The sequence below is a fragment of the Streptomyces sp. CG4 genome (assembly GCF_041080655.1).
GTDB lineage: Bacteria > Actinomycetota > Actinomycetes > Streptomycetales > Streptomycetaceae > Streptomyces.
Map to the genome: position 1 here is coordinate 4,520,289 of NZ_CP163525.1, position 12,358 is coordinate 4,532,646.

Here is a 12,358-nt window from a genome sequence, read left to right on the forward strand (position 1 = left end):
GGCGTCCAGCGCCCCGGCCTCCTCTGTGCGCGGGCGGATCAGAACCCACCCTGAGCGTCACTGGCAACAGTAAGGACGGACCACCGAGATGCCCCCGCGCCGAACACACCGCCTCATCGACCTCTGTGAGATCGCCTCGGGGCCGTCGGGGCAACAGTTGGAGGGGCTCGCGGCGAATTGGGAGGGCGTCCCGGTCATCACACCCCCCGATCTGACCACGGAGCACAAGATCGATACGCGCAGCATCAAGCGTGTCAGTCTGGGGACAGCGGCTGGTCTCGATCGCTTTCGGTTGCGAAAGGGAGACCTGGTCTACGTACGCCAAGGGACGCTCGGCCGGAGGGCTCTCGTCGGTCCTGCGGAGGCCACCTGGCTTTTCGGCGCCGCGTGCCTGCGGATCAGGCCCACAACGGAAGCGATCCTGCCCGAATACCTTCTCCACTACCTCGGGCATCCGCTCGTCCACGACTGGATCACCTCACAGGCGAACCGCAGCCAAGCCGTCGAGACACTTCCCTCCCAGACCCTGGCCACGGCGCCGATCTTCGTTCCTCCGCTGGAGCGGCAGCGGACCGTCGCCGGGGCACTGAACGAGATCGACACACAGATCGAGGCGCACAGACAAATGATCACGAAGCGCGAAGCGTTCCGGCTGGGGCTCCTGACGGACCTGCTCAGCGATGCGTTCGCCGAGCCGGGCATGCCATGACGACGAGCGGGTGGGCGGCCCGGCTCATCCGTTCCAGACGATGTTGCAGACGCAGACGCACTCGCGCCGGGGAACCGCGAGGAACTGGATGAAGCCACGTCCGCCGAAGAGGGGGAAGTTCCCCAGTCCTCCGGGTTTGTCCTCTGGCCTGCTGCCCGCCGTCTCGGCGTCACGTCCGAGCGCGGCCAATTCGGTGGCGACCCGCTCCACCTCGGCGATCACACCGACAGGAAGGCTGTCGGTCAGATGCTCCTCGCTCGGGTTGTAGTCCCACTTCCAGACGGTCACAGCCCGGCCTCGGCCTCGGCGCTCGCATGGATCTTCCTGATCTCGACGATGGCGTCCGCCGGGTCCTCCACCCCGGCACTCACCATCTCTTCCAGATGGCGCAGGCGGGCAGCGCGCGAGGGATATCTCTGAATCGCCACGAACACCCCCCAGGTGTGGACGAACGTACGCAACGGCGCGAACGACTGGAGCTGCTGGGCGCTGGTGGTCGCGTCGACAAGATCACTTACGAACGCCGGCATCCGGCTCGGGGTCAGGCTTTCGACGGCGGTACGCAGGGCGCCAGGGGTGAGCGCCGGCATGGGGATGAGCGGCTCGTCGGCCTGCGGATCCGCGGGAAGGGCGGTCACGGTGTGCTCCCGGCCGGTGGACGTTCGCTGTGTTCTCGACGGTACCCGCAGGTGCCGGACAGGCGAAGGGTACGAGTCGACTGCGGCCCGTGTGGGCGACACATTCATGTCCGTGCCGCCCACACGGGAAGGTCCGGCCTACGGCCAGTGGACTCCCTGGCTGCCCACGGCGGGCTTGCGACAGTCGGGCAGCTTGGACATCGGCGTGATCACCGAGACCGCCGTGTCGTCCAGGGCGTAGCAGAGCTGGGCGTGCAGGACCTCCGCCTCGGCGGGCGTGAGGCGCAGGGCGAGGTCGGTCTCGAACCCACCGTCCCTGGTCAACCAGAGGTCGATCGTGAGGGCGCCGTCCTCTCCTCGCCGTACGGGCCTGCTGGGTACGCGGCTGATCCGCATCCGAGGTGCGCCCATCAGGCCGCCACCTCCAGGGGGACGGTGACCGAGCTGCCGATGCGGTGACCGTGGATCACCCAGGGCCCGACATCGATCCCGTCGAGCGCGAGCACCAACGCCCGCCGCCGCATGCGCTGTTCGTGCGCGACGAGGTAGGGGCGGACGCGGGAAGCGGGACGTCGGGCTGGGGTGGCCGTGGTCGGCCTGCTGGACCGTCGCCGCCTCAGGAGGTACGGCGGCAGTACGGGGATCTCGGCACCGGCGATGAGAATCCGGTAGCCGGGAGGACGCCGAACCACGTCCAGCACGGGCGCGGGTGCGGGGAGGAGTGCGCGTACGAAGCACACGAGGACCAGGACGGCCGCCTGCACGAGTGTTCGTGCGAGACCGGGCCGGATACGGTGGGACATGCTGACGCTCCTACAGGGCGTTGGCCATGCCCCGGGGTGCCGCTAACACCGCCGGGGCGCTTGACGTTCGGACGGTGATCGATCCACTACCGTCCGACACCAAGGTAGCCACAACACTGCTTGCGCATCAACATTGATGCGCAAGCAGTGCGGTTTGGCATATGCCGGTATCGGCTGACCTCACACGAGGTCGTCGAACTCCCCAGCCTTGGCTCCGGCCAGGAACGCCGCGAGCTTGGCAGAAGTCGTGCTGACAATCACGCCGGGATCGTCGCTCTCCCTGACCAGCACCTGACCATCGACCACCGCCAGTTCGAGACAGTTGCCCGACTGCTCGGAGTACGACGACTTACGCCACTGAATCTCCAACGCCCTCATACCCTCACAGCTCATGCAGCACCTTGCGGATGAAGTCACGCGAGTGTCCCGGATCCAGGGACCGCTGCTCCATACGGTCAAGTACAGCGCGGTAGTTGGTGAGGTGGGTCTCGGAGTCCAGGAACGTGACCCCGTTCGGGACGTCGATCTGTACGGTGTCCAGCTGGCGAACCGGCCCACTCGCGTACATCGTCGAACTGCCCGCGCTCGGAAACCCTCCGGAGGAGAACGGGATCACCCGCAGCGCCACCGACTCTCGCTCGGACTGCTTCAACAGCTCTTCCAACTGCCGACGCACGACGGCACGGTCACCGAACAGCATCCGTAGTGCCGCCTCATGGAGCAGGAACGAGCAGTCCGGCGGCTCCGGTCGGTCGAGCAACGCCCGTCGCCGCAGGCGGAACTCGACCTGAAGGTCGAGGGCTTGCCGCGCAAGAGGTGGGACCGCCTCGCTGAAGACGGCTCTGGCGTAGTCCTCGTGCTGCAACAGCCCGGGAAGATGCGTGATCTGCACATGCCGCAGGCTGGCGGCGTGATGCTCCAGCTCGACCAGGTCCAGCATGAACGAGGCCATGGAATCCCGGTACGCATCCCACCAGTTGGCACCAGCCCGCTCCTTGGCCATGTTCGCGAGCGCGTCGACGTAGGCCTGGTGCGGGCACGTGTAGTTGGCGGCCCACACTCGCACGCGGTCGGCACTCACACCGAACCGGGCCGACTCGGTGTTGCTGATCGCGGTCTTGTCCACCCTGTGCAGCGCGGCGGCCTCCGTGAGGGAGAGCCCGATCCGCTCACGCATCCGCCGAAGCTCAGCGCCGAGCCTTCGCTGGCGGGCAGTGGGAGGCTTACGGATGGGCACAGAATTTCCTTCGATACTCGCCTACAGCGACCCGCCCAACCCCCACCCACGCAAGGAGGAGGAGGAAAGGCCCTTAGAGCAATCCATTCACGCCCGCTTCCCAGCGAGCAGATCTTGCACAAGCCCGCGCTTCAAATCATTCAGCTTCTTCAATGCCCGCTCTTCGTCAGAGATCTTCACATCCCACGCCTGCAGAATGTCAATAATCCGCCGCTGGTCCGAGATCGAAATCACCGGGAAGCGCAGGGCACCGAACCTCTCACCCCCTAGGTGCGCAATACTCGTGGTCTTCTTTGCAATTTCAGCAAACTTACCCGATTCTAGCCACGAAGAGAAAACAGCCTGGGCATAGCGCGGCAGCACTTCACCACTCGAACGGAAACGCAATAGCGTATTCTGGAAAAAGAATTCCCCAGACTTCTCCTCGTAGATTGCGCTACGCCCAACAAGCTCAAGACTCTGTCCTTCATTGAGCAAAATATCCCCAGGCTCAAGACCGTAGACGCATAGCTCCCGGCCCGAAAACCCCATGGTCTTTACATCGGAATAGTCGATTCGCCCAGCCAAGACATTCGCGACCCTAAGATACGGGTACTGAACAACCGAACGCTGACTATCCGGCGACAACTGTTTACCCATTCTCACAGATCCCGCCTCAGCGACAGGAACCCAGCGAACATCTTGCAGGTACCCTTGTTTCCCCTCTCTCGGTAGGGCCGTCGCAACGGCACTACGTCGCAGGGTACGCAACTTAAGAATCAGACCTTCTGAAGCTTTCTCCAACTCGCGGACCGAATTCAAGATCTCAACGATGCGCCGCTGATCCTTCAAATCCGGGACCTCGATAGGCATGGCCTTCAGTTGAGAGGAGCTGATTGTAGCAAGATTTGTGGTTTGCTTCGCTACATTCAGAAAATACTGCCTGCCACGCCAGGAAGCCATGTAAAGCGAGAGATATTCCGGCAGCACGAATTTTCGATTAGCCCGCAACCTGAATACATGATTCTGATGCAAGCAGATTGGGAATCTGCCATCCCATACCGCCCCTCGCCCAAGCTTGTCGAAATCCCCGCCCTCCGTGAGGAGTAGGTCTCCCTCGCGGACTCGATATCGTTCTACTTCTGCGGGGAGGACGCGTACGGTCTTCATATCCGACGTATCGATGTGACCATCTTGCACATTCGCGACGCGCAGATAGGGAAGTTCGACGCTCGCCCCCTCTGAGACAGAACGCCCCAGTGCCAGCCCCCCTCCTACTTGAGCAATGGAATCAAGGCGACGGCGGACGAAGGTGACCTCAGCCGACATAACCCAGCTCCTCCAGGAACCCGTTCAGCCGCTTCGCCGCAGCCTCGCGCCGCGCCTCGATGTCGCGCAGCGACACCAGGTACTTGCGCTCCCAACCCACGTACGTGTCGATCAACTCGCGCCGCCTGCGCACGACATGGCCCTCCAGCTTCGACGCCAGGTCGTCGCGGAGGATGCCGAGGACGACCTGCCGCGCGCCCGCCTCGTCCAGGGCGTCACGTGCCTCGTGCAGGCCAGGAGTGGGACGGTCCGGCTCCGCCGGGAGCGTCACGTCGAGGGTCGTTTGTCCGGCCGCATCGTCGGAGGTGGCAGCCTCGACCGTCTTGGACGACGACTTGCCGGCCTTCGCGACAGCACCGGCACCCAAGCCGTCCAGCGGATAGAACGCCTCCTCCAAGGCCTTCACCGCCTTCCCCGCCGCCGTCCGCTCCCGCTTCGCCTTCTTCAAGTCGGCCTCGCTGAGCAGCGCTTCCGCCACCGCCGGGTCGAGGGCAGGACCGCCCTCAGCACCGTCGGCTCCCTCACCGGCCTCGCCGTCCTCCAAGGCTCCCGATGCCGCCGCGGCCCGCGCCGCCTCCGCCTCCTCTGCAGCCTTCACCTTCGCGTCCAGGCGAGCCTTCTCCGCGTCCGCGTCCGCCAGCTCCTTCAGGAACTTGTCCGCGATACGGGCGACGACCTTGTGGCCGTAAGCCTGTCGCCGCTCCGCAGCGGTCCGCTTGCGCGCTCCGCCCGTCCACGGATCGGGCTCGGGTTCCAGCAGGGTCTCCACCGTGTCGACCCAGCCCTCGACGACGCCCTTGAAGCCGTTCTCCGCCAGGGCCTTGAGTTCGTTCCTGGCGTCCTGCCACCACCCCGCGACCGCGCCGGCCAGCGCGTACCGGTCCAGCAGGCCGACGTTCAGCAGCCGCTCGCGGAAGGAGTCGATCAGGTCGGCGCGCAGGCGGGCGAGCTGGGCGCGCTTCTCGGATTCCGTACGGTCGTCGCCCTCGTACGGCGCGAGGGAGGCGATCTGTTCCGTCTCGGCCGTCCACCAGGACTCGAACGCCTCCCAGAGTTCGCGCTCCCGGCCCTCGGCCAGTGCGGTCAGCCGGTCGGCGTCCGGGCGCCGGTCCTCCGGCAGGAAGTCGACGTACTCGGAAGGCTCTTCGTCCCGCTCGGCGAAGAGGTCCGTCACACCCACTCCGTACGCCGACAGCACCGCCGCCTTCTCCGCCGCCTCGATCTCGGACCGGGGCACACCCCCCACCAGGTGCGCCCGCACGTCCTGCGGCTCGGGCGGCGGGGTGTTGTCCACGTACCGGCGGATGTTGAGGTTGTACTTGTTCTTCCGGATCTCGTCCCGCTCGACCCACCGTGCGAAACGTGGCACCTCCGTGCCTGCCGGCGCGTGGAAGGTGGAGACGATCTTCTCCGTGTGCTCGGGCAGCAGGACGTTCTGCGCCCGCTCGGAGTGGTACTCGCGGTCCGCGTTGATGAAGAGGACTTGGTCGTCCCTGCCGTCTCGCTTGCGGCCACGCGTGCGCAGGACCAGCACGCAGGCCGGGATGCCGGTGCCGTAGAAGATGTTGGACGGCAGGCCGATCACGGCCTCCAGCAGGTCGTCCTCGATGATCTTCGCCCGGATCCGCTCCTCCGCGCCGCCCCGGAACAGCACGCCATGCGGCATGACCGTGAAGACGGAGCCGCCGCGCCCCTTCACCATGTGCAGCATGTGCTGGAGGAACATCAGGTCGGCCTTGCCCTTCTCGGACGTCTGGCCGTACGGCATGCGGTCGTCGATGTCGCCGATGTCCGCCGCCCGGTAGTCCATGGAGAAAGGCGGGTTGCTGAGTACGACGTCGAAGGACCGATCCAGGTGGAGCGGCTGAGTCAGGGTGTCGCCTGTCCAGAGCTCAAAGTCGTGGGCACCGTGGAACAGCATGTTCATGGTGGCCATGACCCAGGAGCCGTTGTTGGCGTCCTGCCCGGCCAGGGCCAGGTCCTCGGTGTTTCCGCCGTGCTCCTCGATGTACTCCTTGGCGTGGATGAGCATGCCGCCCGATCCGACGCACGGGTCGTACACGCTGTCGCCGGGGCGGGGACGGGCCAGCTCGACCATCATCCGCACTACCGCACGCGGGGTGTAGAACTCTCCGCCCTTGGCTCCGGCCGAGTCGGCGAAGTCCTTCAGCAGGTACTCGTACGCGGCACCGATGACGTCGGGGAACTCGAAGTCCTCGCCGCGCAGCCGCAGGCTGCCGAAGTGACCGATGAGCGCGGACAGCCGCTTGTCCGCGAGTTTGGCCGCCGTCGCGCCGGTGCCACCGCCCCCGCCGATGCGGTTGAAGTTGATGTGGTTGAACAGCCCGCGCAGCCGCTCGTTGCCCTTCTGGCCCTCCATCGCGTCGAGCGCGGGCTGGAGGTGTTTCGTGGCCACGTCGTCCACCGCGTCGGCCAGCTTCTGCCAGCGTGCCTCCGGCGGGACGTACATGATCCGGCGGGCCGTGTAGTTGGCCGGCTCGTCGGCCTCCTCCTCCGCCTCCGCGCGCGAGGCCCCGCCCGTCATCTCCCTCTTGATGATCTCCTCACGGGCGGCCTCGAACTCGTCGTTGGCACGCTTGAGGAAGAGAAGGACCAGGAGGAAATCGCGGTACTCGGCGGCGTCCATCGTGCCGCGCAGGATGTCGGCGGCCGCGAAGAGGTGGCGCTCCAGTTGGTCGAGCGTGAGCTTGGCCACGTACGGGCTCCCTAGGTGTGAGCGGGCGGAGGGGCAGGGCGGGCGGCGAACACCGCTCTGCCACGGAGACGTACGGAGAAGTACGGAGAAGTACGACCCCCCAGCCTAGTAGTGGCTGAGGAGCAGTCCCTCCTCCACGAAGGACCAGACGTCCGTGTAGGGATCCCAGTCGTTCGGGTTGGACGACTCGCAGCGCTTGTTGATCGCCTGCGCGTACTTCCTGGCCTCGCGGTATCGCCTGCCGTCCGTGTCCTTCGGGCTCAGCACCTGTTCCTCGCGGATGTGCTTGGACTCCTGTTCGGAGACAGTACGGACCCCACGTCCGTACGTCGCCGCGAATCCGGGGCGTGATCGCAGGCGGCTGTTCGCGTCGCCGCAGGCCTCCTTGCCGAACGTACTCGTGTAGTTGATGTAGTGCAGCAGCCGCCACAACTCGAAACAGGGGTGGGAGTACGCGATCCGGATCCCCTCCTTGTCCGCCAGCCGCATGGCTTCGCGGATGCCCTCATGGCCGTCGCGGTCGAACAGCACCCACACCTGGGGCCAGTTCCAGTCCCCTTCTTCGACTCCACCGCGGACCCGGTACGGCTTCAGTCCCGCCGCCTTCGCCTCCCGCTCCACTTTGCGCAACGTGCGCACCGCGTCCTGCACCATCCGGTACGGCTTGCGCAGCTTGCCCTCGGCGTTCGGGTTCTCGATGTGGTGCTGGACCGTGCGGCCCGGCTTGTCGGGAACGCCCTTCTGGAGGATGAGGTCGATGTACTCGGGTTCGGTGACTTCTCCCTCGGTGAAGACGTACACCTGGCGAGGTCGAAGCGCGCGCCCCTTCGCGCCGCCCTTCTTGGGGGTGATGCTGTCCCCTCCCTTTGGCCTGGCCATCAGACCTCTTCCGCCTCCATCCGTGCGATGTCGTCCGTACGCAGCAGCCGCCGCCCGATCTGCCCTTCGGACACCTTGGGCACGGCGCCGAAGGAACCGGCGAGGTACGACACCATCAGGTCCTCCTCCTCCGTCGGCTCCCACTCGGCGACCGAGGAGAGCTCCGTGGCGCCTCGTTCGTCCTTCTCCGTGAGCCAGATCTGTCCGGGCTGCAGAAGCCGTCCACCGCCTGGTGTCCGCAGGAGAGAGGGATCATGTCCGGTGAAGACCAGCTGGGCGCCCTTCGGGTTCACCCAGGGCGCCTGGAAGAGACGTACGACCTCCGCCGCGAAGCGTGAGTGCAGGCTGGCGTCGAGTTCGTCGACCAGCAGGACCGCACCCGTGTCGAGGGCGAGGAGCAGGGGCCCGATCAGAGCGAACCACGAGCGCGTCCCCCATGACTCCGACGACCAGTCCAGCGAGGTCCGCTCACCGCTGCTGGCGTGGACAAGACTCACCACAGGGCGGCCGGAGGACGACTGCTCGACCTCGACGCCGGCGATACCGAGGTCGGCCACCCGCAGTAGTTCCTCGGTCCGCCGCCGGAAGTCCTCGCTGCGGAGCAGCCGCATCGCCGTGTAGTCCTCGCGCTGCGCGCGCTCGGTCTCCGGCGTTACGTCCCACAGGTTGTCCTTGAACCAGTCGAACACAGGGGTGAGCTGCTTGTGCCCGTCATTGGCTGCACGGGTCAGCAGCAGAGCGTCGGGCCGGGTGGTGCGGGAAAGCCGAGCACGGTCGTGAAGACGATCACCGGGGAAGTCGAAGTCCTTCTCCCGCGTCGCATCGCGCTCGAACCACACCTGACGGCGGCCCTTGGGATAGGCAAAGAGCCACTCCGTCTCTACGCGACGCTCTCCCAGCTCGAAGCCGTAGGTCCATCGGACGCCTGCGTCGAGGACGAAGTCCGCCTCGTACAGCGTGGTCTCCGAGGCCGCCTTCGGGTCCAGGGCGAACTCGTCGCGGGGGATGCCGTCATAGGAAGTCCAGTCAGCGTAGGAACGCAGCACCGCCTTGCGCATGTTCTTCAGAGCGGTGATGACATTGGACTTGCCGGATGCGTTGGCGCCGAAGACACCGAGAACTGTGTGGACGGGAAGGCGTCGGCCGTCGGAGAGCTCCACCTCGCGGGCCGCCGCGAGGTCACCGTCGGCATCTTCCCGCGCGACGAAGGACAGCTCCTGCTCGTCACGCAAGGACCGGACGTTCGCCACTCTGAATCTCAGCAGCATCCTGTCTCCTTCATGGCGGACAGACTAGTCACACAGTCCCGCCCGCGTCCCCGGCCCGCGGCGGCAGCCGACACCTCTGCCAAGACTGCCGCCGCGCAAGGTCAGCCCTACAGGAACGAGTTGATCTCGATCGTCTCGTCCCGGCCCGGACCCACGCCGATCGCGGAGATCGGGGCGCCGGACATCTCCTCCAGCGCCTTGACGTAGTTCTGGGCGTTCTTCGGCAGGTCGGCGAAGGACTTCGCCTTGGTGATGTCCTCGGACCAGCCGGGCAGCGTCTCGTAGACCGGCTTCGCGTGGTGGAAGTCGGTCTGGGAGTACGGCAGTTCCTCGACACGCCTGCCGTCGATCTCGTACGCCACACAGACCGGGATCTCCTCCCAGCCGGTCAGCACGTCCAGCTTGGTGAGGAAGAAGTCGGTCAGGCCGTTCACGCGGGTCGCATAGCGGGCGATCACCGCGTCGAACCAGCCGCAGCGGCGGTCACGGCCGGTGGTCACGCCCCGCTCGCCGCCGATGCGGCGCAGCGCCTCGCCGTCCTCGTCGAACAGCTCGGTCGGGAACGGACCGGCGCCGACGCGGGTCGTGTAGGCCTTGAGGATGCCGATGACCCGGCTGATCTTCGTCGGGCCCACGCCGGCGCCGGTGCAGGCGCCGCCGGCGGTCGGGTTCGAGGAGGTCACGAAGGGGTACGTGCCGTGGTCGATGTCCAGGAGGGTGCCCTGACCGCCCTCGAACAGGACGACCTTGTCGTCCTCCAGCGCCTGGTTCAGGACCAGCACGGTGTCGGCGACGTACGGCTTGATCTGGTCGGCGTAGCCCAGCAGCTCCTCGACCACCTGGTCCACGGCGATCGCGCGCCGGTTGTAGAGCTTGGTGAGGATCTGGTTCTTGACGTCGAGGGCCGCCTCGACCTTCTGGGTCAGGATCGACTCGTCGTAGAGGTCCTGGACCCGGATGCCGACGCGGTTGATCTTGTCGGCATAGGTGGGACCGATACCGCGCCCGGTCGTGCCGATCTTCCTCTTCCCGAGGAAGCGTTCCGTCACCTTGTCGACGGTCACGTTGTACGGCGTGATGATGTGCGCGTTACCGCTGATCAGGAGCTTGGACGTGTCGACGCCACGCTCGTTCAGACCGCTCAGCTCGGAGAGCAGGACCGACGGGTCGACGACGACTCCGTTGCCGATGACCGGAACACACGTAGGCGAGAGGATTCCGGAAGGGAGAAGGTGGAGTGCGTACTTCTGGTCGCCGACGACGACCGTGTGGCCGGCGTTGTTGCCACCCTGGTAACGCACTACATAGTCGACGGAGCCGCCAAGCAGGTCCGTCGCCTTTCCCTTGCCTTCGTCACCCCACTGAGCACCGAGCAGCACAAGTGCGGGCACGCGCGTACACCCCTTCCGGGCGGGGCATGTCCAAGGTCGGGGGCGTGGGCGTAAGGTTCACCGCCGCGTGCCACAGCGACCGCCGTTGGTCGCACAACCGTCGGACCGGATGCCCCGGAATAGACGAAGCCCCTGGCGCAATAGCGCAAGGGGCTCTTGCACAAAGATGCTACCCGAGGAAGCGAGGCAGGACCGAGGTGGCGACTTTCGCGATGTCCGAACAGCTGCTGGTGATCATCGATCCGGCGGCACGGCAGACGGACGGGGAGTCCGTACGGATCGCGAAAGACGTGCTCAGCGCGGGTGCGGCGGCCAAGGTGTGCCTGCCCGAGGGGCCGGAGGAATTCGCCCGCGCGCTGGGCCGACGGGGTTCCAGAAGGCCGGTGGTGGTCGGCGACGACCGGGCGCTGGTGCGGGCCGTGACCCAGCTGCACCGGGCGCGGGAGCTGGCCGGATGTGCGCTGTCGGTGGTCCCGGTCGGGGACAGCGGCCTCGCCGAGTCGCTGGGCGTGCCGGGCGGCGCGGTGGCGGCGGCGCGGGCCGTCCTGGACGGGGCCGAGCGGCGCCTGGACCTGCTGGTCGACGACAGCGGCGGGCTCGTCCTCGGCGGGCTCGGCATCCCGCCGGAGCCGGTGCGGGCGGCGGCGGCCGAACCGGTGACCGTGGCCGCGGGCCGGCCCTGGTACCGCTCCCTGGTCCGCACCCTCGCCCCCGTCCGGCCCCGGCTGGCCGCCGTGCCTTCCCCCGGCCCCTCCCGGCTCCGGGTCGAGGTGGACGGGGAGACGGTGGTGGATCTGGGCCAGCCCGTGCAGGCGGTGTCGGTGACGGCGGGCACGGGCGGGCTGGCGCGGGTGGAGGTACGGCCGCTGTCGGTGGGGGCGGAGGCGACGCCGTACCAGGCGTCCGGGCAGACGGTGACGGTGGCCGGCGCGGACTTCCGGTACCGGGCGGACGCGGGGGTGGCGGGCCCGGTACGGCGGCGGACGTGGCGGGTGGTGGAGGGGGCCTGGGGGCTGGTGCTGCCGTCAGCTTGAGGCGGGGGCCTGGAAGCCGGTGGTGTCGAGGGAGCAGCCGAAGGGCTCCGGGATACGCAGCTTCTGACCGAAGGGCTTGGTCAAGCGTTCTTCGTAGCCTTGGGGCCCGTCACAGATGCGGTGCCCTTCGGGCAGATGCGGCTCCAGCGATCAGTTCGTCGAGATCGGACAACAGCTGCTCGAAGCTCACTCCCAGCCCTCCTTTCGACGCACAGCGTAACCGGCTGACCTCGGCCCCCGGGCCGGGAAGTCGAGCCAATGGTCTGGTGACAAATATTTAACCGCGCCGACCCCTTCCCGCACCCCTCCCCGGTGCACCATCCTGCTCCATCAGGACCCACCAGGATTCACGTTCCCGACACGGAGAGGGCCACC

The 12,358-nt window shown here is 66.8% G+C and carries 13 protein-coding genes; 2 read left to right on the forward strand and 11 right to left on the reverse strand.

Going from position 1 to position 12,358, the window contains the following annotated elements:
• Positions 1–88: 88 nt before the first annotated feature.
• On the forward strand, positions 89–709 hold the full coding sequence (locus AB5L52_RS20525) for a restriction endonuclease subunit S (RefSeq protein WP_369365485.1): 621 nt from the start codon (positions 89–91) through the stop codon (positions 707–709).
• 24 nt (positions 710–733) lie between these two features.
• Here the strand turns inward: AB5L52_RS20525 and AB5L52_RS20530 are convergent, their stop codons facing one another.
• The 11 genes from AB5L52_RS20530 to AB5L52_RS20580 all read right to left on the reverse strand — a co-directional run bounded on the left by AB5L52_RS20530 (position 734) and on the right by AB5L52_RS20580 (position 10,949).
• Positions 734–997, reverse strand: a complete 264-nt coding sequence (locus tag AB5L52_RS20530) for a hypothetical protein (protein ID WP_369365487.1) — start codon at positions 995–997, stop codon at positions 734–736.
• Positions 994–1,347, reverse strand: coding sequence for a hypothetical protein (locus AB5L52_RS20535; RefSeq protein WP_369365489.1), 354 nt, complete (start codon positions 1,345–1,347; stop codon positions 994–996). Before AB5L52_RS20535 ends, AB5L52_RS20530 begins: the two co-directional genes overlap by 4 nt.
• A gap of 138 nt (positions 1,348–1,485) precedes the next feature.
• On the reverse strand, positions 1,486–1,758 hold the full coding sequence (locus tag AB5L52_RS20540; protein ID WP_369365490.1) for a hypothetical protein: 273 nt from the start codon (positions 1,756–1,758) through the stop codon (positions 1,486–1,488).
• Positions 1,758–2,150, reverse strand: coding sequence for a hypothetical protein (locus AB5L52_RS20545; RefSeq protein ID WP_369365492.1), 393 nt, complete (start codon positions 2,148–2,150; stop codon positions 1,758–1,760). Before AB5L52_RS20545 ends, AB5L52_RS20540 begins: the two co-directional genes overlap by 1 nt.
• 180 nt (positions 2,151–2,330) lie before the next feature.
• Entirely contained in the window at positions 2,331–2,528 is a 198-nt protein-coding gene (locus AB5L52_RS20550) for a DUF397 domain-containing protein (RefSeq protein WP_369365494.1), read from the reverse strand.
• 4 nt (positions 2,529–2,532) lie between these two features.
• Positions 2,533–3,387, reverse strand: a complete 855-nt coding sequence (locus AB5L52_RS20555; protein ID WP_369365496.1) for a helix-turn-helix domain-containing protein — start codon at positions 3,385–3,387, stop codon at positions 2,533–2,535.
• Positions 3,388–3,474: 87 nt separating this feature from the next.
• The gene (locus AB5L52_RS20560) at positions 3,475–4,695 is read right to left on the reverse strand and encodes a restriction endonuclease subunit S (protein WP_369365498.1); all 1,221 of its coding nucleotides are present in this window, start codon (positions 4,693–4,695) and stop codon (positions 3,475–3,477) included.
• Complete coding sequence (locus AB5L52_RS20565; protein WP_369365500.1) at positions 4,685–7,411, reverse strand: N-6 DNA methylase; 2,727 nt, start codon at positions 7,409–7,411, stop codon at positions 4,685–4,687. The genes AB5L52_RS20560 and AB5L52_RS20565 overlap by 11 nt, the downstream gene beginning before the upstream one ends.
• A gap of 105 nt (positions 7,412–7,516) precedes the next feature.
• Positions 7,517–8,290: an RloB family protein gene (locus tag AB5L52_RS20570; RefSeq protein WP_369365501.1), complete on the reverse strand. Its 774-nt coding sequence runs from the start codon at positions 8,288–8,290 to the stop codon at positions 7,517–7,519.
• Positions 8,290–9,558 carry an ATP/GTP-binding protein gene (locus tag AB5L52_RS20575; protein ID WP_369365503.1) on the reverse strand — a complete coding sequence of 423 codons (1,269 nt, stop codon included), beginning with the start codon at positions 9,556–9,558 and terminating at the stop codon, positions 8,290–8,292. The genes AB5L52_RS20570 and AB5L52_RS20575 overlap by 1 nt, the downstream gene beginning before the upstream one ends.
• Before the next feature lie 107 nt (positions 9,559–9,665).
• Positions 9,666–10,949 (reverse strand): adenylosuccinate synthase, encoded by a 1,284-nt coding sequence (locus AB5L52_RS20580; RefSeq protein WP_351025911.1) that lies wholly within the window; start codon positions 10,947–10,949, stop codon positions 9,666–9,668.
• A 212-nt stretch (positions 10,950–11,161) separates the two neighbouring features.
• On the opposite strand from AB5L52_RS20580, the gene AB5L52_RS20585 reads away from it, so the two are divergent.
• Positions 11,162–11,983, forward strand: coding sequence for a diacylglycerol kinase (locus AB5L52_RS20585; protein WP_369365506.1), 822 nt, complete (start codon positions 11,162–11,164; stop codon positions 11,981–11,983).
• Positions 11,984–12,358 lie beyond the last annotated feature (375 nt).